The following is a 23937-nucleotide window of genomic DNA, read 5'->3' on the forward strand; positions in this document are numbered from 1 at the left end:
GAAAAATGGCAAAAGATTCACAAACACGCTTTGTTTCACCGAAAGCATGGGAACGTATCGAGCAGTGGTCCCGTCGCAAACCGGTTTTCGCTTTGATGGGTGAATTCAGCGCTGGCAAGTCCACACTGATGAACTTTTTACTGCGAACGCAAACCTTGCCGACGCAGGTTACCGCGACCCAGTTACCACCGGTCTGGTTTAGCTGGGGCAGTGAAACACCATACATCAAGCGGCATGACGGAAGCATCGAACCCATCGAACTGGATCAGCTTGAGACTGTTGGCGTCAACGACGCGCAGTTCGTTCGTATCTTCCTTGAGGCGGATATTCTGGAAGCCGTCGATCTGATTGACACCCCCGGAATTTCGGACCCCAAGATCTCGACAGATGTCTGGCAGCGGGCAGTTGGACAGGCAAACGGGGTCATTTGGTGCACCCACGCGACCCAAGCCTGGCGCGAAACCGAACGCGCGACATGGGTTTCGCTGCCGGACCGCTTGCAACACAACTCGCTGCTGTTGGTGACGCGGGCCGACGCACTAAACCTTAAGGATCGTCAAAAGGTTCTGCGCCGCGTCAATCGCGAAGCCGGACACCTCTTCAACCGGTCCATTCTGTTTTCCGCCCGCGATGCGATCAATGCCCGTGACAAGACGGGCGACGCCGAAATGTGGTCGCGCAGTGGTGGCGGCAAGATGATCGACAGTTTTCTGGAAATCACAGAACAGATCATGGACAATCGCGCCGATCAGCTGGCACGGTATCAGATCGACAAAAGCCAGTCCGGCGCATTCAGGGTTCAACCGTTGCGCCCTGCCCGCAAACCAGACGACCGAGAGGCACTGGCGGACGTCACCGAAGCTACTCCTCTGCGGCTGGTCAATCCTTTGGAAAACGAACAGCGACCTGGAGCCGACGATCATAATGTCGTAACAAGTTTCCCCATCCGGCCAGCCCGTGTAGAGCGACGCCTTGACGAAGGCGAACGGGTTCGGATCAACCCGGAAGACGCTGAACGGCTGCGGGCTGAAATGGTATCAGACCCCGAGCAGATGCTCGATGAAACCGATACCAGCGACGAGTTGCGTGCCTTCTTCAAGGATACTGCGAACGATCCGCTTGAATTGAAGAATGTCGCCGGTCTGGAAGAAGACGTGGATGAGTTCGACCTGTCCGGTGAATTCGACGATGCTGATGATGCGGACGATCTGCTGGATGAAGCTCCAGATGCTGAAACGGGCGACAAGTCCGTTGATGACGTGCTGACCTCCTTAAACACGACGTTGCGGGAAGCCTCGGTCGAAGCGGATGAAGTTGAAGTTTTCACGCCGGAAGTTGAATCGCGTGATGATCGGGGTATCGAAGTCTCGGTATCCTCCATTGCGGCGCTGATGGCGGCTCAGCCAGAGAACAACGCCGAGGATTACGAACCTGAGCCTGAGACAAACGGTTTAATAGAAGTCGTGGCCTCAGTCGAGGAAGAAGCCCGCAATATCAGTCACGAACCGCGCATTAATCTTCCGGAATCCGCAATCGAGTCGCCCCTTAGCGCGTCGGATATGTGGCGGGAAATCACAAACAACGAAGAGCTGCCAAAGGACGCAGACGGGCTTCAGAACGTATTCAAGGCCTTTCTTGCCGAATTTGACCAGATCGCAGTTGAATATAGTGCGAAACATTCCAAACACGCCCTGCAAGCCATTCCAAAGTCAAAAGAAAACAGCAGTGCAGAGTGGCATGTTTTGTAAGGATGCCTTAATCAAGGCGCTGAGAAAAAGGACGATAAAGAGTTAAATGTCCATTCAGGATGCATTGAACACCGCGATTGAAACAATACCCGACTGCATCGCAGCCGGGTATATCGACATGGAGACCGGCATGCTTTTGGGCAGCAGTGTCTCTGATTCCGATTGTGCTAAATCGCTGGACACTTTGGCAATCGCAGTGGCCAATCTGTTTCAGGGGCGTGGTGTCGCTGCATTTGAAGCGCTCTTGCACGAGGCCGGAAACACTGATGAGGAAAACGCCGGGTTCGGGGAAATCGCGGTGTTTTCAAAAGACCGATTGAACATCTTTTTGCGGACCCAGGAATATCCTGATCATGTGGTCTGCTATATCTGCCGCAACAGCGCGAATGTGGGACTGGCACTCACGAAATCGCATCTCAGCCTCAAGCCGGTTGCGGCCGCAGTCTGAACGGGACCAGAGGGGGTCACGGTATGATGGACACAGACATTCTCGACATGCTCGAAGATATCGGGCGGTCTTCGGTTGCGCGCCTGTCTCCGACGGTGATTGTCCCCGGTGAAACTGCAACAGCCCGTCGCGCGGCTGTACTGCGTTTCATTCGCGGAACAATATTACCCCGGCGACTGGAGCTGACCGCGGCAAACGGAAGCTGCCTGAAGATCGAAGTGAACAGCTCCCGGATCACGGATGTGTTTCAAGTACCGTCAGGGCAGATTCCTGATTTCGAATCAGAAACACGTACCGCGCTAGTCGATAAACTGGCCCAACTGGTTTCTGACATTTCAGCCGCCCCTGCCCCGCTGGAACTGATGTCTGGAAAGCCCGCCTCGTCGCTGGAGGCTGATGATGTTGGTATCACCTTGAGTGAGATCGAGAATGCCTGCGCCGGAATTGAGCTTTCCTCTGAGCCCATCGTGTCTGTCGTTCCCGATGTTGAAAAATCTTCAGACAACAGCCCTGCCCCGGTAGCAGAGTCGGGCAACTCCTTGGCACAACAGTTTTTTGACGGGGCTGCACGCTTTGCCACAGGTCGTGTCCTTGTGGATAGTATGGAAAACACTGCGCTGGCTTTCGAAGGAACCTGCAAACCTTCCGAGGGAATGCACCCCAATCAAGAGATTTTGACACGTTTTGTTTCGGATCTTGCTGGTTGGAACAACGACACCCGGGACGAATTCGAAGGCCCACATCTGATCGTCATACGGCCATCGGGTGGTAAGGGTGCGGGCATGGCAGTTCTGAGCGATAACGAGCAGATTGCTGTGGCCATCCACGATGCCCGCAAACTTGGTGCGGTCATTAATCTGTGGACATCTTTGGGGGAGGTTGAGGAATGACTACCCCCAAAGCATTCAAATTTTCGACTAATTCAATGCGTTGTTTTTTTGTAGTCAGGGTAAAGAGTAATGAGTGAAACACATCGTCGCGAGCTTATTCGCATCGCAGAAGACATGAACGGGACGAGCAATGACGAAACACGTCAGTTCATATCGCGCATCATTGGTGATCTGGGGAAACTGAAACCGTCAGTTGCCTTTGTAGGACAAATCAAAGCAGGAAAGTCGCGCTTGATCAACGGCTTCACCGGTCAGGCAGAATACCTGCCGTCGGACGTGAACCCCTGGACGACCGTGATCACCGACATGCATTTCGGGCACCCGAACGGTCGAACCGAAGGAGCCGAGTTCCATTTCTTCGACAACTATCAGTGGCAATCACTGATCGCCGAAGGCGAAGAGTTGCGCAACATGTTCCCGGATGACGAGGACAGCTACAAGCGCGAGATGATCGAAGAGCAGGTCGAAGCCATGAAGACCCGGGCGCGTCGGCGACTGGGGGACAGTTATGAACAGCTGTTGGGTCAACATCACGATCTGGATCAACTGACATCCGATGATCTGGCGCGTTACGTGTGCGCTGGGGACGACCCCGCAGAAGATGGGACAGTTGACCCCGGCAGTGATCGCGGACTTTACAGCGACATCACGCGCAAGGCCGAGGTCTATTTTGACATCGGACATTTCCCATTCCCTCTGACCGTCACCGATACGCCCGGAGTAAATGACCCCCTGCTTATCCGTGAGGAGATTTCCCGCCAGTATCTCAAAGAATCCGATTTCTTTGTGGTGGTTCTGTCAGCGCATCAGGCGTTGTCGCGTGCGGACCTGAAACTGTTCCGGCTGATGCAGGCACTGGAACTTGGACAGATCGTTGTCTTCATCAACCGTGTCGATGAATTGGGCGGCGGGGCCGAAGATGCGGCAAAGGTGCGTCTGGATGTTGTAGACGGGCTGGAAAAAGCTTTGGGTACTTCGAATATCGATGTCCTGATGGGCAGCGCACAATGGGCGCATTATGCGCTGACCGGCGATGAAAACGGTGTGAATCACGATCATATTCTGGCGTGGTTGCGGGCGCACCCGGAACAGATGCAACAATACCTGAACGGTGTGGCAGAGATCAAACAAGGGCCGGGGCCCATCAGCCGTGAGGCTGTCTTGCGGTTTGCCGCTATGATCGCGTCAGGCTTGCCCGACTTACGACGCCATGTCACTCAGGCGTTGACGGAGGGGCCGATAAACGAACAGTTGCGGATGGCGTGGCAGCATCTCGACAGCTTCGCGCGTGGCGAACTGGAGCGATCCCAGGTACATCTTCGTGCTCTGCAAGATGAAGGCAGCGCGGGTGCGCACAGCGCTGAGGACAGCGACAAGACGCTGGGCAATCTGCGCAAACTGATTGCGGACAAAACGCAGGACATTGTCAGGGACATGGACGACGTTCTGTCAAACCTGCGTGGGGTTATGGATGACACGGTGTCCGAGTCTGTCTTTGTTGTGGTGCGCGGGCCTGAAGGACAATCCCCATTGCTTGCCAAAGGTGGCGCGACCGAGTTGAATTTCTCACCACTGCGCGAACACATGCGCGAGCTGGTGCAAGGCGCCTCGCAAGTGGTTCGCCAACGCATGCTAAGCGAACTTTACGCGATCGACATGCAATGCAACGCCGCTTTGCGGGCACTGCCGGGTTGGCAGGAACCGGTCGACAATCGCATGAACACAAGTGCGGTACGTTGGTTCCGCCCGGACACCACTGCGCTAACCCGTGGCATTACGGTTGAGCTGCGTGTAAACTGGTTGTCGCGTCTGATATCGCGCAACAGCGTTGTGACGCGGGCCGAGCGCATGATCGTGCAGGAATTCGAGTTGATTGGCGATGACCTGATCGACACAACACGCGAAAACCTGCTGGACCGGTTGAAAACCGTTCTGGATCATTACTTGGCTCTTTTGGCAGGCCATCTTGAGCACCGTTCCGGGGCGGGTGAGTTGAATGCTCAGGCGAAAGCACAAGCTGCGTTCGAGCGGGCGCGCCGTATTACCGACGAGTTGGAAAGTGTCTTTGGAACAAACAACGTGGACGAACGACAGGCAGAGGCTGCGGAATGATTGAGTTTCCCGGAACCGAACAGGAAGTGCGGCAGCTGGAGCGCTTTCTGACAGCGACAGAAAAATTGTTGCCGGACCCGAAATTGGAGGATATGCGCACGCGGGCCCTCGCCCACGCAGAACGCCTGTCCAACGCGGTCAACATCGGTTTCGCCGGGGAGTTCGGAGCGGGCAAGTCAAGCCTTGCGAATATGCTGGCAGGGGCGGACATCCTTCCAACCGGGCCGCAGCATCTGAAGCTGCCGCTTGTCATCGTTGCCTACGCGGATACGCCAGAGACGACTGTCGGCTGGTGGAACAGGGAACCCAAGACATACTCTGGCATCGCGCTGGAAAAGGCCGCTGCGGATGAGCCGGATTTTATTTCGGTTGGATTGAACACACCTGCTCTCAAAGAGATATCGCTGTTCGATCTTCCCGGCTCTGGCGCATTGGATGATACATACAAACAGACACTGGACCTGCTGAAATTCGTCGACTGTGCCATCTGGTGCACCAATGGCACAAGCGCATGGCGCGAAACCGAACGGCATTTGTGGGCGCAGGTGCCGCCCGAGCTAAGAGCCAACAGCCTGCTGGCGGTCACACATGCTGATCTGCCCCCGGTGCAGGCCGCTCTGGATCGGGTACTGGCCCGATTGAACAAAGAGAAAGAGGGACTGTTTCGCGCTGTGATCCCAATTGGCACGCCCGTCGCGGTGCGCGCCATGGCTCAAGAGCCGGAGCCTGATTTCGATCTTTGGGAAAACTGTGGTGGCCAGGAACTCGCGGAAAAGGTCCTTGATGCGGCGTCTGACCGGCGGCGCAGTGACCTTGACGCTGCCCGGAAGGATCTGAAGCACGAGTTTCTGCCATTCTTGGAAACATTGAAAGGGCCAGAGCCGGAACCGGCCGTCAACGATGCTGCGTCAATGCAGTCAACGCTGGGGTCTGCCCTTCCGCCACTGAACAACCCCATTCTTGAAGACTGGCTGGCAGCTATTGCCAGCATTTATGAAGATCTGCGTGACACCGCTGCCATCGAACCCGCGGCCTTTTTGCAAAGCTGCCAGGAAATCGTCGAAGATTTCGCGGAACGGTTGGACCAAGGTGGCGAAATCGATCCGGATGCTGACTGGATTCCGGCCGAGTTTGAAAAAGCGACTGACTTGTTATTGTTGCTTCAGTTTGAAAGCGGCGATGCGCCTTTGAAAGACGCAATCAACATACTTGTGCAGCTTGGTGATAACCTTGCCTGGGCTGGCAGTACCGTTGCCGCAGCACAATCCAAAACCGGGACCTAGCACTTTCCATCAGGATTGAAGCGATTCGAAGGGCCGAAGAATCGGCCCTTTATTGTTTCGAATTCGTAGACCAACAGACCTGTTTGGGGTCATCAGTTTTCGTTTTCCCCACCCCTTTAGTCAATATGTAGTATTTGCATGTAGAAGTCATACTATATATGCCATATTCAAAAAAACGATCCTTAGTGAAGCCATCAGGCGGCCCCATTAAAGTCAAATTTGAAACGTCTAACCGTTCTTAAGTGTCCTGCGGTTGTTTTTTGGTTGTGAGTTCGTGGGCTGCCGGCCCTGTTAAATAAAGCCGCAAAATGAGTAGAACGGGCGGATTGAAATGAGCCACAACCAGGCTGTCGGTGCAACGCACGACGAACCAAAGATTGAAGGACTGCAACCGGGCGCAAAGCTGTTGCGCGGTCAGTACGAGATTATCCGGTATCTCAGCAATGGCGGATTTGGGATCACCTATCTTGCGCGCGACAGCCTTGAGCGCGATGTCGTGATCAAGGAATGCTTCCCCGGTGCATTGTGCCGTCGCAACGGGGACCAGGTTGAGCCGAACGACCCGTCTTACAAAGATGATCTGCGCGCCATTATCGACCTGTTTATTCAGGAAGCCCGCAATCATGCACGTCTGGTGCACCCGAATATTGTCGACGTGCATCAAGTGTTCGAAGACAACGATACCGCCTATATCGCGATGGATCTGATCCGCGGTTGCGACCTGCTGGACTATGTTGAAAATCCGGAAAACGTCGGCGGCCCTGACTTTATAGTGCAGGTAACGGAAAAGATGCTGTCCGCGGTGTCGTTCATCCACCAAAGCGGGATGCTGCACCGAGACATTTCTCCCGACAACATCCTGATTGACGAGAACGGAAACCCGGTTCTGATCGATTTCGGTGCCGCGCGTGAGCAAGCCGCAAACAAGTCGGCCGCATTGTTGACCCTACGCGTCATAAAAGACGGGTATTCGCCGCACGAGTTTTACGTCCGTGGTGCTGAACAAGGGCCCAGCAGTGACCTCTATGTTTTGGCTGCAACCCTTTACCATGCGATCAGTGGCGAACGCCCGGTCGACGGTCAGAGCCGCCTGAATGCGTTCAACAACGGGCAGGACGACCCTTATGCACCCTTGGCGGGCCGCTTTGACGGATACCCCGATGGATTCCTCGAAGCAATCGACAAGGCAATGGAAGTGCACGCAACGGACCGTTTGCAGACAGCCTTGGATTGGCTGCGCATGTTCCGCGGACCTGGCGTGATGTTCGATACATTCGCCTATCGCCCGGTTTCTGTGATTGTCGGCATGGATCGCATGGACAAGGAAGAAGAAAAGGCGCGGATCAGGGCCGAAAGCGAAAATGCCGAAGCGGTTGTGACGGCTCTGCTCGCCGGGAACTCGGACATTGTTCGCGAAAACAAAAAAAAGAATGAACCCGAGATGGCAAAGATTTCTGCAAAAGCGGAAACACCGGTCGCAGTTGATACCGTGGTTCAGAGCGGATCCGGTGGCAGCGGCAAGATGATCGCTGGTGCAGCAGTGCTTGTGGCAGCGTTGGCCGCAGGCGGTTTCTTTGTGATGTCCGGCGACAAAGGTGAAGAACAAGTTGAGGTTACGGCGACGCTACCTGAAGCAACCACACAAACTGCCGAAGCAGAACCGTCCGCGGTGGAAGAACCCGTGGCGGAAACACCTGAACCCGAAGTCGCGGTCGCTTCAGAGCAACAACCTGAACCAGAAGTGCCTGTCGAGCAGGCGCAAGTTGAACCTGCGGAACCAACCGCCACAGAAATAGCGTCCGAATCTACCGAGACGGCCGGTGTTCAGGAGCAGCCTGCAGAACAAGAGATTGCGGCGGCTGTTGCCGAACCAGATGCTGACATTGCTTCCGGCACTCCAGCCGAACAACAGGTATCTTTTCACCATTGGGATGTTGAAATCCCCTTCCAGACGTCCCGCCGCAGCACCGCAACAGGTGCAACTATTGCGGTTACCGGTGTGGACGCCAATCAGGACATGAGCGTTATCGGCGAATGGGTGGAAACCGGAGTTGTGATCTTTACTCTGAACGGCAACCCGGTTCGTCAGGACATCTCTTTCGCAGCGCAAGTCCTGGACAAGCTGAGCGTCGATCCAGATGGCTTTACACGGGTTGCAGCCCGCTACCGGCCGCTTGGAAAGACCCGCGCGCAGAATGGCCTGCTGGCATTGCCTGTGCTGCGCTCGGTAGGATTGGAGAACGGTTACTCATTCACAATCAGCAGCTCAGGAAGTGAAGGGTGGCAAACAAAAGTGAGCTCGGTTCCGGCCGAGGCGACGGGTAGCCTGCGAAAAGGCGATGTTCTGTTGAGCGAAAGCCAGACCGGCATGACATTGGATGAGTCCGAAAGCATTGATGGCATGCTGGCTGCGCTGGTTTCCGACAGTCAGCCAGAGGCAAAGCTGACCGTGTTGCGCAACGGTGCTGAAGTAGCTGCGACCATGCAGCTAGCGCAGGAGTAATCTGACCGGTTCATTTTTGACCTGCCAGTGTGTGTTTACTGAGGGCGGCGTTCAGTTTGCCGCCCGGCGGGAACCGGCCCGCCGCAGAGAGTACCAGTTTCCATGTTTTCAATTGAGTGTCTCTGCGTTGTTCCACGCAGGGTTAGGTAGCAGCCCCATGGCACAAAAGGTCCGTGCCAACAATTCGAAGGTGTCGACACCATGTTCAAATACAAAAGCCCTCTGAGCCGGCTTCTCGAAGGTGCCGGCAAATCCAAAGAAGATGATGTAGCTGAAAATGCTCATGCAGAAGACAGCGCTGTGCCTGAAACGGTAAAGCAGGAGCCTATCGCGGACTTCAACGCGCTGCGCGCCGCACTGGCCGGTGGAAACATGACGTCTGACTCTTACGAAGAAACAGACGAGCTTATCCCTGAAGAGAAGATGCCGGAATTCGACGAAGTTGCGGCTGAAAACGCGGAAGAACCGGTTGAAGTGTCCATCTTCGTTGAAGATGCAATTGACGAGGACGACCAAGATACCAAGACCTTGATGGCCGACCCCGACGATGACGAAATCTCGGACGATCATATCATCACTTTGCATGTAGCCGACGAACCTGCCGAAACACCGGATGAAGATACACTGACTTTGGGTGTAGCGGAAATGAGCGCGCCGGAAGCGGTGGAAGCTGAGGTTGCAGCCCCATCCGTGCAAGAACCGGCATTGGTAGAAGAGGTTGTCGTACAGACTCAACCCACGCCTGCCGCCCCGGCCGAAGACCGTCGCTCGCGGGTCAAAACAACGTTCCTTGGGTTTGAGCGTGCGGACACGCACGTTCAGGAATTGATTGAAACATCAGAACCCGTCTCAAAAACCGAAGCCGCTCAGGAAACATTCCCGGTTGGTTGGCTGGTGGTGACGGCAGGTCCCGGACGGGGCGCCAGCGTCACCCTGACCGAAGGCCTGATGCAAATCGGTCGAAACGATGACCAGGCGATCCAACTGGATTTCGGCGACACAGGTATTTCACGTTCGAACCACGCCGTTATTGCTTATGACCCCGAAGATCGAAAATGCTATCTGGGGCATGGCGGAAAAGCCAACCTTGTTCGCCTGAATGGTAAACCCGTTCTGAGCACAATCGCGCTCTCCAGCGGTGATCTGATCCGCATCAGTGAAACCTCAATCCGATTTATGGCCTTCTGCGATGAAGGTTTTGATTGGCGGGATTCCTGATAGATGCTGGCGACTCCGGCATATGATGTTGCGCTGATCCTGAACCAGGGTCAGCGGGAAACGCAGGAAGACGCGATTGCTGCGCGCATGTTCGATGCATCGGACGCGGGCTATATTGCGATCGCTGACGGTATGGGTGGCCACGAGGCGGGCGAAGTGGCTTCAGAAATGGTGATTACCGCCTGGCGGAACGCGCTGGATAGCGAGCTAGAAGCCGATACCTTAAACGAAGGAGCCGCAATTGACGCGCTGCCGTTGGCAGCCATGCAAGCCAATGCAGCGATATCCGACCATAACGAGGCACAGGGCCAGGGTTTCAACATGGGCTCCACCTTGTTGGGTGTCCTCTTTCTGGGTCAGCGTGTGTTCAGGATATCGATCGGAGACAGCCCCCTTTACCTGTTCCGCGAAGGCAGGTTGACACAGGTGAACGAAGACCACTCGATGGCCCCCGTGATCGACGCAAAACTGGCCGCGGGTGAGCTTTCGGAAGCTGAAGCACGGGGATTGGACAGAAACCAACTGACGTCGGTGATCATGGGGGGTGCCATTCCAAAAGTGGATTGCCCAGAAGACCCGCTGATCGTGTCACCCGCTGATATTCTGATCCTTGGCAGTGACGGGCTTCAGTATCTCAGCGACGCTGAGATTCAGGAAATTCTGCGTGAACACCAGCAAGATCTGGCACAGGAAATCGCCGAAGCCTTGCAACTGGCTGTGCAGGCCAAGGACGATCCCGATCAAGACAATCTGTCGATCGCAGTCGCGAAACTTACCAGAAAATAACCAGGCAAAGCAACAGGACCCATGAGAAAACACCTTATCATATCAAGCCTTGCCCTTGCCGCCGCCACCGGCGCGGCGTCAGCGCAAGAGGCATGTTCAAGCTACGAGATTCAGCGCGGCGACAGCCTGCGGGAATTGGCAATCCGAGTTTACGCGACCGAAGATTTTCGGCCAATCTACGATGCGAACCGGGATGTTATCGGCACAAACCCCAATATCATTCGTATTGGTGACGTTTTAAATCTGCCATGTCTGGAAGATATCGGGCGCGCACCTGAGCTGCCCGACACGGAAGCAGGACGCCTGGCAGCGGAAATGGCCTCGGAACTGGTAAAAGCTGCCGAAGAACGCGCGGAAAAAGCCGTGGCCGAAGCGGAAGCCCGCGTTGCAGCGGCAGAAGCTGAAGCAAAGAAGGCGAGTGAAGATGCGGTCGTGGCTGCACGTGCCGCAGCAAAAGAAGAGATTGAGGCAGCCCGCTCGGAAGCCGCCGCACTGATCAGAAATGCTAACGCTGAAACGCGCCCTGAAATTCGTGATCGTCAGTTGCTGTTGATCACCGGCGGCAATTACGCTCCGTTTACAGACGAAGCGCTGCCCAACCGGGGGCTTTATACGCAACTGGTTGAGACAGCGATGCTGCGGGCCGCGCCAGAACAAGCGTATAAAATTCAGTTCGTGAACGATTGGTCGTCGCATCTGGATCTGTTGATGCCAACACTTGCTTTTGATGGCACTTTCCCCTGGTCGCGCCCAAATTGCGAAGATGCAGAAGCGCTGTCCGAAAGCGACCGCAATCGGTGTGAGACCTACAATTTCTCGAACCCGTTCTACGAGGTCGTGGATACATTCTTTGCTCGCGACGGATCGGGATACGAACAAACGCTGACATATGCCGACTTTGCCGGAACAACGATCTGCCGCCCGGAAGGCTGGTCGCTGTCTCATATGGATGCGGTGAGCCTTTACGAACCCGTCATCAAGTTGCTGCGGCCCACCTCGCCCGACGACTGCTTTCACGCAGTGATGAACGGAACCGCCGATATCGTGGCAATCGAGGCGCATCTGGCCGAGGAAGCCATCGCGCGGCTTGGCTATAAACACCGGATTATCGAAAACCCCAACCTGGCGGCGATCAAGTCGCTTAATGTCATGACCCATAAAGATAATCCTGATGGGGAAGCGATCTTGGAGACGCTGAATCAGGGTCTGGCAATCATGCAGCAGTCTGGCGAATGGCGCGACATCGTTTCGACCGCCCTGCGCCATCAAATGGAAAATGGATAAGGCCATGTTTGGCCTGACAAACAAAAGTCTGGAGGAAGTGGAAATGTTTAACGAGAAGATTAAGAAACTAGTGCTGTCGGCAACCGCCATCACAGCTCTGAGCGCGGGTGCGGCCGCTGCACAGGAAGCGTGTACAAACTATACAGTGCAAGACGGCGACACGTTGGCAACCATCGCCATCGCCGCCTATGGCACCTCGAACTACCAGCCGATCTTCAACGCGAACAGGAACGCTATCACAAACCCGGGGTCTCTTAATCCTGGGCTGGTGCTGGCCCTACCCTGTGAAGACGGCAGCCTGCCGAACGGCCAAAGCGCGCAGGAAATCATCGCTGCTGAAGAAAAGCGCGCAGCCAGCGTCAAGCGCTCGAATGTCTATGCGCCGCCGATCAAGATGGTGGCGGGTAACGGATGGGAACCGTTCACAACCGAATCTCTGAACGGCGGGGGAATCATGACCCGCCTGGCAACGACCAGCCTTCAGCGGGCCGGAAACAGCCGTGAGTATTCAGTCAGCTTTGTCGACGACTGGAGTTCGCATCTGGATACACTGTTGCCGCTTGGTGCCTTTGATATTTCAATTGCATGGACCGTTCCGGATTGTACCAATCGTACATACGAATGGTCCCCGGAAACCGAAGCTCGCTGCACTCAATTCGTAGCTTCCGTCCCGGTTTACGATATCGTCGGTGGCTTCTTCACACTGCCGGAAAGCGAATACGCAAGCGCGACCAGCTTCAAGGACCTAGAAGGTTCGACTATTTGCCGTATGGCAGGCTGGAGCATGGTTGTTCTGGAAGAACAGGGACTGAACCGCGAGAACACGACTGTGGTTCAGCCGAGCTCGGCCCGTGATTGCCTTGACGCTGTATTGACCGGAACCGCAGATGTTGCGGCATTCGAAGTTGATCTGTTCGCATCGACAATGAAAGACATGGGTTTGACTTCGGCTGACATCGTTGAGAACCCCTATGTGTCTACACTGTCGTCGATGAGCTTCCTTGCGCATCGCACCAACCCGTTCGCGCGCGAATACATCGCGATGATGAACAAGGGTCTGATCGAAATGCGTCAATCCGGTGAATGGTACGCGATCATCTCGGATACGCTGCGTGAGCAAAACGCAAAGTTGAACGCAGCTTCGAACTGATCCCTCGGTTCAGCTGAAACTTTGGGGCCGGTACTTGAACCGGCCCATTTTTTTTGAATTATCAGGGCGTTTCAATCGGATGCCAAAATTCGGCCATTTATCTGCTTCAGAAATGCCTCATGCGCGCAGCATCTTGGGAATGAAGTGCAATTTTCCTTCAAATGACACACCCGAGCGAGCTTGAGTTACGTATGATACAGGCTGCCTTGAAATTAAGAAACGGATCTCTGACACGGGCGTCATGGCCGGGGCTGGAGGTTGCTGTTATCTTACCGTGTTACAATGAGGCGATTGCCATTGGTGAAACTGTCAAGCAGTTCCGCGCCGCCCTGCCGGAGGCGGTAATCTACGTATTCGACAACAATTCCACGGACGGCTCAGCCAGAATGGCGCAAGACGCTGGCGCGCTGGTCTATTCTGAAACATATCAGGGTAAAGGCAACGTTGTCCGTAGGATGTTTGCTGACGTAGATGCGGATGTCTACGTTATGGCAGACGGGGATGCGACCTACGACAGTATGGCAGCACCTGACATGATTAATCTGCTGGTCTCGCAGAACCTTGATATGGTTAATGGCGCGCGTGTTAACGAGGACATTCAAGCCTATCGTAGGGGTCATAAGTTTGGAAACGCCTTGTTCAGCGGACTGGTAAAATTCTTCTTTAACAGCAAAATCAACGACCTGCTGTCCGGTTATCGTGTTTTCAGCAGACGCTTTGTCAAAAGCTTTCCAGCGGTTTCCAACGGTTTCGAAATTGAAACTGAACTTACAGTGCACGCGATGCAGATGCGTATGCCGATTGGAGAAGTAGAGACAAAATATGTCTCACGGCTTCCGGATTCGAACTCCAAACTGGCCACATATTCAGATGGGTGGCGAATTCTCAAAATGATTGGCCTTTTGATCAAAGACGAAAAGCCAATCGCGTTCTTCCTGTCTTTGGCATTGTTGATATTCTTACCTTCGCTGTCCGTATTCGTATCGGTTTTCCGCGAGTTTTTGGAAACTGGCTTGGTTGACCGAATTCCGTCCTTGGTTGTCGCGGTATCCGGTTTTGTCGGAACCATGCTGTCAATCGTGTGCGCGCTGATCCTGGAATCTCTGGCACTTGCCCGGCGTGAGGCGCGTCGCCTGTCTTATCTGCGACACAAAGGTGTTGCAGCGTACGTAACGAAAAGAACACAGACGCCGATTGCCAACCCAGAACCCCGGCGCGTTGGCTAAGACCCAGTCTCCAGTATTTTTGTGAGCACTCGATATAGTGTTCGTGTTCAACCATGGTTGAACTGCTTGGCTGCCCAGCAAATTCTGAGAACCAAAATGAAATGACCAGCACCCCAAATGCTGGTCATTCTCTGAGTGAGTGATAAGGCCCTGAGGCATCACCAGTGAAATTCTGTGTTATCCAAGGTTTAAAGCAGTCTGCGCTGCCGTGCTATTAGGGGAATCCCGTAAGTACAAACAAATTCATTATAAAGCATTGTAAATGCATAATACTTTTCTCAACCCACTTTCCGTGACAGTGTCGACAATACAAAAAAGGATCACCTGTTTTGCCGTTAGCGATTAGCCAATGATTGTGTTCAACGTTGTGCTGGGCCGCATAACCGCTGCCGTTTTGGCCGGATCGGTGTGATAGTAACCGCCCAAATCCGCAGCTTGACCTTGCGCTGCGGCCAACTCCGACAGGATTTGCCCTTCGTTGACGGCCAGATCCTTGGCCAGCGATGCAAACTCGGCAGCCAGTTCCGTATCTTCGGACTGGGCGGCCAAAGCCTCAGCCCAGTAGCGTGCAAACCAATAGTGGCTGTCGCGATTGTCCGGCTGACCAACTTTGCGGCTGGGTGAGCGGTTGTTGTCCAGAATACCCTGCGTCGCCGCTTCGGCCGCTGCACCCAGAATGCCCGCTTTTTCGTTGCCTTTGCTATCGGCAAGGAAGTTCAGAGATTCACCCAACGCACAGAACTCACCCATCGAATCCCAGCGCAGATGGTTTTCCTCGACCAACTGCTGCACGTGTTTGGGCGCCGAACCACCAGCTCCAGTTTCGAACAAACCGCCACCGTTCATCAGTTTGACGATGGAGAGCATCTTGGCCGAGGTACCCAGTTCCAGGATTGGAAACAGGTCAGTCAGATAATCCCGCAGCACGTTGCCGGTGATGGCAATCGAGTCATTACCTGCTGTGATCGTCTCCAACGACTGACGGGTCGCTTCGCGTGGGGCCATGATCAGGAACTTGTCGGCCACACCAGCGGCCTCAAGCGCCGGTTTGACATATTTGATAAGCTCTGCGTCATGGGCCCGGTTTGCGTCCAACCAGAAAATCGCCTCGGAACCGGTCAGACGCTGACGGTCCATGGCCAACTGAATCCAGTTCTCAATTGGCGCCTTTTTGACGGTGCAGGCGCGCCAGATATCGCCGGCCTCGACACCGTGGCTGTGCAACGTTTCACCATTGGGCAGAACGATGCGGATTGTACCATCCGCCGGTGCCTCGAAAGTTGTCGGGTGCGAACCGTATTCCTCGGCTTTCTGAGCCATCAGGCCCACGTTCGCCACGGCTCCGGCAGTGGACGGGTTCAACGCGCCATTGGCTTTGAAGAACTTAATGGCCTCATCATAGACAGTCGCGTAGCAGCGATCAGGGATCACACAGTTGGTGTCACCTTTGGCACCCGTCTCATCCCAGCCCTTACCCCCGGCGCGGATCACTGCAGGCATTGAGGCATCAATGATCACATCCGATGGGACATGCAGGTTCGTGATTCCGCGGTCCGAATCCACCATATACATGGACGGGCGGTCCGCCTTGAGCGCGTCGATGGCCGTCATGATGTCGGCGTGACCCTGTACGCGCTCCAGCAGAGCGCCCAGACCTGAATTTGGGTTCACACCCAACGCATCCAGTTCCGCGCCAAACTTTTCGAACACGGGGGCCAGCCAGGCTTTGACCGCATATCCAAAGATGATCGGGTCTGAAACCTTCATCATCGTGGCTTTCATATGCAGCGAGAACATGGTCCCGTCTTTCTTGGTGTCCTCAATGGCATCTGCAAGGAACGTAGACAGTGCCTTGACCGACATGAAAGTCGCGTCGGCTATGGTTCCTTCTTCCAGCGACCAGCCGTCTTTCAGAACGGTGACGTCACCATCCTTGCCCACAAATTCAATTTTAGCATCGCCTGCTTGTGCTGCGGTAATGGTGGCCGAAATCTCGTTTGCATAGAAATCATTGGCCGACATTGACGACACTTTGGTCTTGCTGTCCGACGCCCATTCGCCCATCGAATGCGGGTTGTTCTGAGCATAGTTTTTCACCGCACGCGCCGCACGGCGGTCGCTGTTCCCTTCGCGCAGAACCGGGTTAACAGCAGAACCTTTGATCGCGTCATAACGGGCGCGGATCGCCTTTTCCTCATCCGTTGCAGGTTCTGCGGGGTAGGTCGGAATGTCGTAACCCTGCGATTGCAGTTCTTCGACGGCCGCAACCAACTGTGGAACCGAGGCAGAGATATTCGGCAGCTTGATGACATTGGCATCAGGTGTCTTCACCAGCTCGCCCAAATCAGCCAGATCGTCGCTTACACGCTGATCGTCGGTAAGGTTTTCGGGGAATGCTGCCAGAATACGTCCCGCCAGAGAAATATCTTTGGTGCCAACGCGGACGCCCGCAGCAGATGCGAACTTGCGGATGATGGGCAGGAACGAGGCGCTGGCCAGCTCTGGCGCTTCGTCTACAATGGTATACAATATGTCGAAGTTCGATTTATCTGCCATATTCTTTTACCTTTTTTAAGCCTTTCGGGGCGTGCGATCCAAGAGTTGCAACCACAATTGCGTGGCGTGAGAGGGGCTAAACCACGATACAGCCCCTGGGTGACTCTGTTTTGACAGGGCTTCCCTTAAATCACGTTTGACTTGGAATCAATCGCATCTGCCCGCGCGTTTTGCCACGGGTCAGATAAAGTGTCGTGTAACTCTTGGGGCGGGGAAGACTGTCCATGGGCTGGAAAGCCTTGATTAACGATACCGTTGCCCGGTCTCTGGATCAAAAAACATCACACGCTCTGGCTGTATGGCGATGCCGATCCGATCTCCGGTTCTGCTTCTCTGATCGTCCCGTTCCTCAACAATAAGTTTGTCATCATTTGGTGTCCGTAAATAGGAATAGGAAACACCACCCAAGGCTTCGGTCAGGTCCACGGTGCAGGCATCGGCCGAACGGTCAATCTGAATATGTTCGGGCCGCATGCCCAATGTCACCTTGGTCCGACCGGAGGGGATAGTCGCAGAAACGGGCAACGGCTTGCCTAGCGCGGGATGGGAGACATGGCCATCCCCATAATCACATTCCAGAAAGTTCATTGCAGGCGAACCGATGAAGCCTGCGACAAACCGGTTGTCGGGATCACGGTACAAATCCATCGGAGCCCCGACCTGTTCAATACGACCATCTCGCAGCACGACGATCTTGTCGGCCATGGTCATGGCTTCGACCTGATCATGGGTCACGTAAATCATTGTCGCGCCGATTTCCTGATGAAGGCGCGCGATCTCAACACGCATTTCCACGCGCAACTCGGCGTCCAGATTGGACAAGGGTTCGTCAAACAGGAAAACGTCGGGGCCCCGAACGATGGCACGGCCAATCGCAACCCGCTGCCGTTGCCCACCAGACAGAGCCTTGGGTTTGCGTTTGAGATATTGGTCTAGCTTCAGAATGTTCGAGGCTTCCTGCACTTTTCTGGTGATCTCGGCCTTTGGGACACCGTTCATGCGCAACCCAAAGCCCATATTTTCCGCCACGGTCATATGCGGATAAAGCGCATAGGTCTGGAAGACCATCGCCACACCGCGTTTGGCCGGGTCCATATGGGTAACGTCCCGCGCTCCAATGTGGATCTTGCCTTCCGACGTTTCTTCCAAACCTGCGATCATCCGTAGCAAAGTGGATTTGCCACATCCCGAAGGGCCAACGAAAACACAGAACTCACCATCTTCGATCTGCAAGTCGATTCCGTGAATGACTTGCGTCTGGCCGTACCGCTTTATTGCTTGGTTCAGGGTTACACCTGTCATGTCGCTTGCATCCTGTCATTGCCGAGGTCTGGTCGCGTTTCAGGGAAACGCCATGCCTGCGCCTCGGTGCTGATTTGTTCAGCCACCCGCCGCACACGAGGCACCCATGCCTCGAGTTGTTCAAAATCCATTCGCTGGGTCGAGCCGGTTACTGAGATTGCGCCCAGGACACGGCCGTTTGTTGTAAGAACAGGGCAGGCGACGCAAATAATTCCGGGTTCATGTTCTTCGTCATCAACGGCAAAACCCTTGCTGCGAATTCGATCAAGATCCGTGCGCAGGTCATTGTCGGACGTCAGGGTCTTGTCGGTAAAGCGATGAAAACTCTGCTGCGAAATTGCCCGGTTAAGGTCACTTTCATTCAGAAAGGCAAGCATCGCCTTGCCGACACCCGTGCAGTAGGCAGGGCCCACCTTACCCGCCTGAGAATACATCTCAATCGGTTGCGCTGCGTTGCGTTTGTCTACGTATAGAACCTGACCAGCATCGAGCTGCGCCAAATGCACAGTCTCTCCAGTTTCCTGGCTTAGAATATCGAGGAACGGACGTGCGATAGGGGCCAGTGAGCTTTGGGTCCAGGCTGCATGCGCAAGCCGTACCAAACGCATACCCGGCGCGTAGGTTTGGCGCTCGGGGTCGTAACATAGCATTCCCTGATTGGTTAATGATTGCAAAAACCGATACAATGTTGCTTTCGGAAAATCGCTGCCGTCCAGCAACTCCGAAAATCGCACAGGGCGCTGAAATGCGGCGACCTGATCCAGCACGTCACATGCTTTGCCAATAGTTCCGTCACCTGACACGGGCGTCCGTTCTCCTCCGCTTGCCCATCGCAGTTCGCACGAGGGTCTTGACAAGACTAACCGAGTCGATGTGTAGTTTTCAATATATAAAACATTGTTTCATTATTTGGAACTTTTGTGGAAACAACAGGGAGGAAACCATGTATTCCACTTTCAAGCGCACAACCGCTGCGCTGGCACTTGGCGTTGCTATGGCGGCACCGGTGGCTGCTGACCTAAATGGAGAGCTTCGGATATTCCTGGACACGTCTAACCCGGCCCCGCGCGCAACGATGGAAGCGATGATCGAGCGGTTTGCAGCGCAGCACCCCGGCCTAGAGATCGAAACCACGGTTATCGACCGCGAAGCGTATAAGACCCAGATCCGCAACTTTCTGACGGCTGACACACCTGACGTGGCCACTTGGTACGCCGCCAACCGTATGAAACCATATGTTGAGGCCGGTCTGTTCGAAGACGTCTCGGATCTTTGGGCGGAACCTGAAATTGCTGAAAACCTGGCATCAACCAAAGGCGCGATGACCATCGATGGCAAACAATGGGGCGTCCCCTACACTTACTACCAGTGGGGCGTTTACTATCGTAAAGATATCTTTGACGAATTAGGCCTCAGCGAACCGACCACTTGGGAAGAAGAGCTGGCAAATTGCCAGAAGATCGTCGATTCAGGCCGTGCTTGCTATACCATTGGCACCAAATTTCTTTGGACCGCTGGCGGTTGGTTTGACTACCTGAACATGCGCACCAACGGGTTCGAGTTCCACAATCAACTGGCCAACGGCGAAATCAGCTGGGAAGATGACCGGGTCAAGCAGACCTTTGCAAACTGGAAGCAGTTGATCGACATGGGGGCTTTCATTGACAACCATCAGACCTACAGCTGGCAGGAGGCTTTGCCGTTCATGGTCAATGGAGAAGCCGCAGCGTATCTGATGGGAAATTTTGCAGTCGCACCTTTGCGTGAAGCAGGGCTGACAGATGATCAGCTGGATTTCTACCAATTCGTGTCAATCAACCCTGATGTCGAATTGGCTGAAGACGCGCCGACCGATACGTTCCACATCCCGGCGAACGCCTCGAACAAAGAAGCCGCACGAGAGTTCCTGCGCTTTGTTGTCTCGTCGGATGAACAGACCGAGATCAACAACGGATCGAACCTCGGTCAGTTGCCGGTGAACGCGCAATCCTCAGTAGACGATGACAAATTCCTGCAGCAGGGCTTTTCGATGCTCTCGACCAACAGCCCCGGCGGAGTGGCTCAGTTCTGGGACCGCGACGCACCGGCTGAAATGGCCAAAGTGTCAATGGAAGGTTTCCAGGAATTCATGGTTAAACCAGACAATGCTGACCGTATTCTGGCCAAGCTGGAACGCGCGCGAGAGCGTATCTACGACAACTAATCAGGCTTGGGCCGGGCTCGGGCCCGGCCTACCTCGCCACAGAATGTAAGGTGGTTTCAACCCGCCTTACCCAAACAAACCCAGGACACCCATGACCACTGCCGCTGACGCCCCTGATCAGGAGAACTGGTTCCACAGAAACCAACAACGCATCGCCCCGTGGCTATTCCTTGCTCCGGGCCTGCTGTTCTTCATGGTCTATGTGATCATTCCGGTCTTCCAGTCCTTCAACCTGTCACTGTACGAGTGGGATGGGTTGGGTGCCGCCGAATATGTCGGCATGCGTAACTATGAAGATTTGTATTGGGAATGGGTTGACCGGGACGCATTCTATATCTCGCTCAAGAACAACCTGATCTGGCTGATCCTGTATCTTCTGGCCATTCCGGCGGGCCTTTTCATCGCTTTGTTTCTGAACCAGACGGTCTGGGGTATCCGCCTTTACAAATCGCTGTTTTTCTTTCCATTTGTCATCTCTCAGGTTGTTGTTGGCCTTGTATTCACGTGGTTTTATGACCCGACATTTGGTCTTCTGAATGAGTTTCTCGGCTTTCTCGGAATGGGTCCATTGAACGTGCTGGGCGACGAGCGTTTGGTTACCTACGGCATCATCGTCGCGGGCCTTTGGCCGCAAACCGCCTATTGCATGATCCTCTACCTCACCGGTCTGAATGCCGTCGACCCCGAACAGATCGAAGCCGGACGCCTGGACGGTGCCAAAGGCTTGAGAATGCTGTGGCACATCATTCTGCCACAGTTGCGCCCGGCCACTTTCATAGCATTCGTCGTGACAATCATCGGGGCGCTCCGCAGTTTCGACCTGATTTCGATCATGACACAGGGCGGGCCATTCGGATCATCCCGAGTGCTGGCCTATTACATGTTCGAGGTCGCACTGTCTGAGTACGGTTTCCGCATGGGGTATGGCGCGGCTATCGCTGTGGTACTGTTCCTGATCATGCTCGGCTTCATCGCTTATTTCCTCTGGTCGATGTATCGCGAAGAACGGGGGCACTGAGATGTTTCCCAAACCCATCGAAAAACAATCTCGCGCCGCGCAGATCACCTATCAGGCGATGCTGCCACTTGCCTTGTTGCTGTGGCTGGGCCCCCTACTCGCGGTGGCTCTGTTTTCGGTCAAACCAGCGGCGGATTTCACCAACGCCAACTATTGGGGCCTGCCTTCCAGTTTCGAGGGCGCCGTCAACTACGGGCTGGTATTCTTCAACTCTGACATGCCGCGATACTTGCTGAACTCTTTCATGATCACCATTCCTACGGTGATCGGTGCCGTTGCTCTCAGTTCCATGACCGGCTTTGCTTTGGGCATCTACAAATTCAAATCGAACCTGTGGATCTTCTTCATGTTCGTTGCCGGCAACTTCGTGCCATTCCAGATCCTGATGGTGCCTGTGCGCGACCTGACACTTGATATGGGCCTCTACAACACAAAAACCGGCCTCGTCTTGTTCCACATCGCCTTCCAGACCGGCTTTTGCACATTGTTCATGCGCAACTTTATCCGGGCCCTGCCCTTTGAATTAATCGAGGCCGCGCGGGTCGAGGGTATCAGCGAATGGCGCATCTTCTGGTATGTGGTCTTGCCGTTGATGAAACCCGCAATTGCCGCACTCAGCGTGCTGATCTTCACTTTCATCTGGAACGACTATTTCTGGGCGGTCGTCCTGACTCAGGGCGCGGAAAGCCAGCCTGTCACAGCAGGCATAACCAGTTTCAACGCCCAGTTCCGCGCCGCCTACCAACTGATGAGCGCGGGCTCGATCGTAGCAGCGCTGCCGCCGGTTGCCATGTTCTTCCTGATGCAAAAGCACTTTATCGCGGGCCTGACCCTCGGAGCTGTAAAATGACAAAGATAACTTTCATCGGAGCAGGTTCGACAATTTTCATGAAGAACATCGTGGGGGATGCTCTGCTGACCCCCGCTTTGGCGGACAGTCACTTTGCGCTGATGGATATCGACCCCGTACGCCTGACAGAAAGCGAAGCTGTAGCCCGCGCCATGATCCGTTCGGTCCGGTCAAACGCGACAGTATCCACACATACAGACCGACGCGCCGCACTCGATGGTGCCGATTTCGTTATTACCGCCTTTCAGATTGGCGGGTACCAGCCCTGTACCGTCACAGATTTTGAAATCCCCAAGCAATACGGGCTGCGCCAGACCATCGCGGATACGCTGGGCGTCGGCGGCATCATGCGTGGGCTGCGCACTGTGCCAGTCTTGTGGGGCGTGGCGCATGACATGATGCAGCTATGCCCTGATGCGACACTGCTACAATACGTCAATCCAATGGCCATCAACACCTGGGCACTGGCCGAGAAATACCCATCATTGAAGCAGGTCGGTCTGTGTCACTCGGTTCAGAACACGGTTGCGGAACTGGCACATGATCTGGACCTGCCAAAAGACGACATTCGCTACAAAGTCGCGGGCGTCAATCACGTCGCCTTCTTCCTGCGGCTTGAGCATCAGGGCCATGATCTTTACCCCGCCCTTAGGCAAGGTTATGTCAGCGGCAGAATGCCCAAGGCCCCGCTGCTGATGCCGCGTTGCCCCAACAAGGTGCGCTACGAAGTGATGGACCACCTTGGCTATTTCTGCACCGAAAGTTCTGAGCATTTGGCAGAATACGTGCCATGGTTCATCAAAGACGGGCGGGCGGACCTGATCGAGAAGTTCTCAATCCCACTCGATGAATACCCGACCCGCTGTGTGGAACAGATGAGCAACTGGAAAGAGCAGGCCAAAACCCTGACCGACGGGCGCGACATTGCCGTCACTCGCAGCCATGAGTTTGCGGCAGACATAATGAACGCAATCATCTCTGACACCCCCTACGTGGCATATGGCAATCTGCCAAACACCGGCCAGATACCTCAGCTGCCGATGGGGGCTGCTGTCGAAACACCGTGTCTGGTTGATGCAAATGGCATTCAACCTTCTGTCATCGCAGACATCCCACCGCAGCTGATCGCCCTGATGCGTAGCCAGATCAACGTTCAGGAACTCACAGTCAGGGCATTGGTCGACCAGAACCCCGAGCATGTCTTTCATGCAGCCATGATGGACCCGCACACCGCCGCCGAGCTGGACCTGCGCCAAATTCGAAATCTGGTGAACGACCTTCTGTCTGCCCATGCCGACTGGCTGCCAGATTGGTGCCGCCCATCTCGCGCCGCTTGAATTTCACCTTTTTACAAATACTC

General features: G+C 54.7%; 18 protein-coding genes. 15 read left to right on the forward strand and 3 right to left on the reverse strand.

All coding sequences use genetic code 11. The annotated features are described in order from the left end of the window. The first annotated feature begins 5 nt into the window (after positions 1 to 5). The 11 genes from ACR0AM_RS17135 to ACR0AM_RS17185 all read left to right on the forward strand — a co-directional run bounded on the left by ACR0AM_RS17135 (position 6) and on the right by ACR0AM_RS17185 (position 14648). On the forward strand, positions 6 to 1748 hold the full coding sequence (locus ACR0AM_RS17135) for a dynamin family protein (protein ID WP_480623559.1): 1743 nt from the start codon (positions 6 to 8) through the stop codon (positions 1746 to 1748). A 46-nt stretch (positions 1749 to 1794) separates the two neighbouring features. Then, on the forward strand, positions 1795 to 2196 hold the full coding sequence (locus tag ACR0AM_RS17140; protein ID WP_480623560.1) for a hypothetical protein: 402 nt from the start codon (positions 1795 to 1797) through the stop codon (positions 2194 to 2196). A gap of 23 nt (positions 2197 to 2219) precedes the next feature. After that, positions 2220 to 3086, forward strand: a complete 867-nt coding sequence (locus tag ACR0AM_RS17145) for a hypothetical protein (protein ID WP_480519854.1) — start codon at positions 2220 to 2222, stop codon at positions 3084 to 3086. Between the two features lie 69 nt (positions 3087 to 3155). Continuing rightward, positions 3156 to 5198 (forward strand): dynamin family protein, encoded by a 2043-nt coding sequence (locus tag ACR0AM_RS17150; RefSeq protein WP_480623561.1) that lies wholly within the window; start codon positions 3156 to 3158, stop codon positions 5196 to 5198. Then, positions 5195 to 6481, forward strand: coding sequence for a dynamin family protein (locus ACR0AM_RS17155; RefSeq protein WP_480623562.1), 1287 nt, complete (start codon positions 5195 to 5197; stop codon positions 6479 to 6481). The genes ACR0AM_RS17150 and ACR0AM_RS17155 overlap by 4 nt, the downstream gene beginning before the upstream one ends. Positions 6482 to 6812: 331 nt before the next feature. Next, positions 6813 to 8984, forward strand: a complete 2172-nt coding sequence (locus ACR0AM_RS17160) for a serine/threonine-protein kinase (protein ID WP_480623563.1) — start codon at positions 6813 to 6815, stop codon at positions 8982 to 8984. A 201-nt stretch (positions 8985 to 9185) separates the two neighbouring features. Beyond that, positions 9186 to 10202: an FHA domain-containing protein gene (locus tag ACR0AM_RS17165; protein ID WP_480623564.1), complete on the forward strand. Its 1017-nt coding sequence runs from the start codon at positions 9186 to 9188 to the stop codon at positions 10200 to 10202. A gap of 3 nt (positions 10203 to 10205) precedes the next feature. Further along, on the forward strand, positions 10206 to 10988 hold the full coding sequence (locus ACR0AM_RS17170; protein ID WP_480477124.1) for a PP2C family protein-serine/threonine phosphatase: 783 nt from the start codon (positions 10206 to 10208) through the stop codon (positions 10986 to 10988). 21 nt (positions 10989 to 11009) lie between these two features. Then, on the forward strand, positions 11010 to 12272 hold the full coding sequence (locus tag ACR0AM_RS17175) for a type 2 periplasmic-binding domain-containing protein (protein ID WP_480623565.1): 1263 nt from the start codon (positions 11010 to 11012) through the stop codon (positions 12270 to 12272). 43 nt (positions 12273 to 12315) lie between these two features. After that, complete coding sequence (locus ACR0AM_RS17180) at positions 12316 to 13422, forward strand: peptidoglycan-binding protein LysM (protein WP_480494212.1); 1107 nt, start codon at positions 12316 to 12318, stop codon at positions 13420 to 13422. Positions 13423 to 13613: 191 nt separating this feature from the next. Beyond that, positions 13614 to 14648 carry a glycosyltransferase family 2 protein gene (locus ACR0AM_RS17185; protein WP_480623566.1) on the forward strand — a complete coding sequence of 345 codons (1035 nt, stop codon included), beginning with the start codon at positions 13614 to 13616 and terminating at the stop codon, positions 14646 to 14648. A 342-nt stretch (positions 14649 to 14990) separates the two neighbouring features. Here the strand turns inward: ACR0AM_RS17185 and ACR0AM_RS17190 are convergent, their stop codons facing one another. From ACR0AM_RS17190 to ACR0AM_RS17200, 3 genes are all read right to left on the reverse strand, one after another. Then, a complete protein-coding gene (locus tag ACR0AM_RS17190) occupies positions 14991 to 17204 on the reverse strand; it encodes an NADP-dependent isocitrate dehydrogenase (RefSeq protein ID WP_480623567.1) in 2214 nt (737 codons plus the stop codon). A gap of 243 nt (positions 17205 to 17447) precedes the next feature. Next, entirely contained in the window at positions 17448 to 18506 is a 1059-nt protein-coding gene (locus tag ACR0AM_RS17195) for an ABC transporter ATP-binding protein (protein WP_480605663.1), read from the reverse strand. After that, a complete protein-coding gene (locus ACR0AM_RS17200; protein WP_480519836.1) occupies positions 18503 to 19309 on the reverse strand; it encodes an IclR family transcriptional regulator in 807 nt (268 codons plus the stop codon). The genes ACR0AM_RS17195 and ACR0AM_RS17200 overlap by 4 nt, the downstream gene beginning before the upstream one ends. 140 nt (positions 19310 to 19449) lie before the next feature. Between ACR0AM_RS17200 and ACR0AM_RS17205 the strand changes: the two genes are divergently transcribed. The 4 genes from ACR0AM_RS17205 to melA all read left to right on the forward strand — a co-directional run bounded on the left by ACR0AM_RS17205 (position 19450) and on the right by melA (position 23914). Then, positions 19450 to 20709 carry an ABC transporter substrate-binding protein gene (locus ACR0AM_RS17205; RefSeq protein ID WP_480623568.1) on the forward strand — a complete coding sequence of 420 codons (1260 nt, stop codon included), beginning with the start codon at positions 19450 to 19452 and terminating at the stop codon, positions 20707 to 20709. Positions 20710 to 20800: 91 nt separating this feature from the next. Further along, positions 20801 to 21727 carry a carbohydrate ABC transporter permease gene (locus tag ACR0AM_RS17210; RefSeq protein ID WP_480605659.1) on the forward strand — a complete coding sequence of 309 codons (927 nt, stop codon included), beginning with the start codon at positions 20801 to 20803 and terminating at the stop codon, positions 21725 to 21727. 1 nt (position 21728) lies between these two features. Further along, positions 21729 to 22577 (forward strand): carbohydrate ABC transporter permease, encoded by an 849-nt coding sequence (locus ACR0AM_RS17215; RefSeq protein ID WP_480477108.1) that lies wholly within the window; start codon positions 21729 to 21731, stop codon positions 22575 to 22577. Beyond that, positions 22574 to 23914: an alpha-galactosidase gene (melA, locus tag ACR0AM_RS17220; protein WP_480623569.1), complete on the forward strand. Its 1341-nt coding sequence runs from the start codon at positions 22574 to 22576 to the stop codon at positions 23912 to 23914. The genes ACR0AM_RS17215 and melA overlap by 4 nt, the downstream gene beginning before the upstream one ends. The last annotated feature ends 23 nt before the right edge of the window (positions 23915 to 23937 follow it).

The organism is Ruegeria sp. AD9 (genome assembly GCF_056542305.1).

Bases quoted from the DNA above. Each gene is read 5' to 3' on its own strand.
- ACR0AM_RS17210 (WP_480605659.1), top strand. From the start codon at position 20,801: ATGACCACTGCCGCTGACGCCCCTGATCAGGAGAACTGGTTCCACAGA.
- ACR0AM_RS17205 (WP_480623568.1), top strand. From the start codon at position 19,450: ATGTATTCCACTTTCAAGCGCACAACCGCTGCGCTGGCACTTGGCGTT.
- ACR0AM_RS17215 (WP_480477108.1), top strand. From the start codon at position 21,729: ATGTTTCCCAAACCCATCGAAAAACAATCTCGCGCCGCGCAGATCACC.
- ACR0AM_RS17180 (WP_480494212.1), top strand. From the start codon at position 12,316: ATGTTTAACGAGAAGATTAAGAAACTAGTGCTGTCGGCAACCGCCATC.
- ACR0AM_RS17150 (WP_480623561.1), top strand. From the start codon at position 3,156: ATGAGTGAAACACATCGTCGCGAGCTTATTCGCATCGCAGAAGACATG.
- ACR0AM_RS17185 (WP_480623566.1), top strand. From the start codon at position 13,614: ATGATACAGGCTGCCTTGAAATTAAGAAACGGATCTCTGACACGGGCG.
- ACR0AM_RS17160 (WP_480623563.1), top strand. From the start codon at position 6,813: ATGAGCCACAACCAGGCTGTCGGTGCAACGCACGACGAACCAAAGATT.
- ACR0AM_RS17190 (WP_480623567.1), bottom strand. From the start codon at position 17,204: ATGGCAGATAAATCGAACTTCGACATATTGTATACCATTGTAGACGAA.
- ACR0AM_RS17170 (WP_480477124.1), top strand. From the start codon at position 10,206: ATGCTGGCGACTCCGGCATATGATGTTGCGCTGATCCTGAACCAGGGT.
- ACR0AM_RS17135 (WP_480623559.1), top strand. From the start codon at position 6: ATGGCAAAAGATTCACAAACACGCTTTGTTTCACCGAAAGCATGGGAA.
- ACR0AM_RS17175 (WP_480623565.1), top strand. From the start codon at position 11,010: ATGAGAAAACACCTTATCATATCAAGCCTTGCCCTTGCCGCCGCCACC.
- melA (WP_480623569.1), top strand. From the start codon at position 22,574: ATGACAAAGATAACTTTCATCGGAGCAGGTTCGACAATTTTCATGAAG.
- ACR0AM_RS17155 (WP_480623562.1), top strand. From the start codon at position 5,195: ATGATTGAGTTTCCCGGAACCGAACAGGAAGTGCGGCAGCTGGAGCGC.
- ACR0AM_RS17195 (WP_480605663.1), bottom strand. From the start codon at position 18,506: ATGACAGGTGTAACCCTGAACCAAGCAATAAAGCGGTACGGCCAGACG.
- ACR0AM_RS17165 (WP_480623564.1), top strand. From the start codon at position 9,186: ATGTTCAAATACAAAAGCCCTCTGAGCCGGCTTCTCGAAGGTGCCGGC.
- ACR0AM_RS17145 (WP_480519854.1), top strand. From the start codon at position 2,220: ATGATGGACACAGACATTCTCGACATGCTCGAAGATATCGGGCGGTCT.
- ACR0AM_RS17140 (WP_480623560.1), top strand. From the start codon at position 1,795: ATGTCCATTCAGGATGCATTGAACACCGCGATTGAAACAATACCCGAC.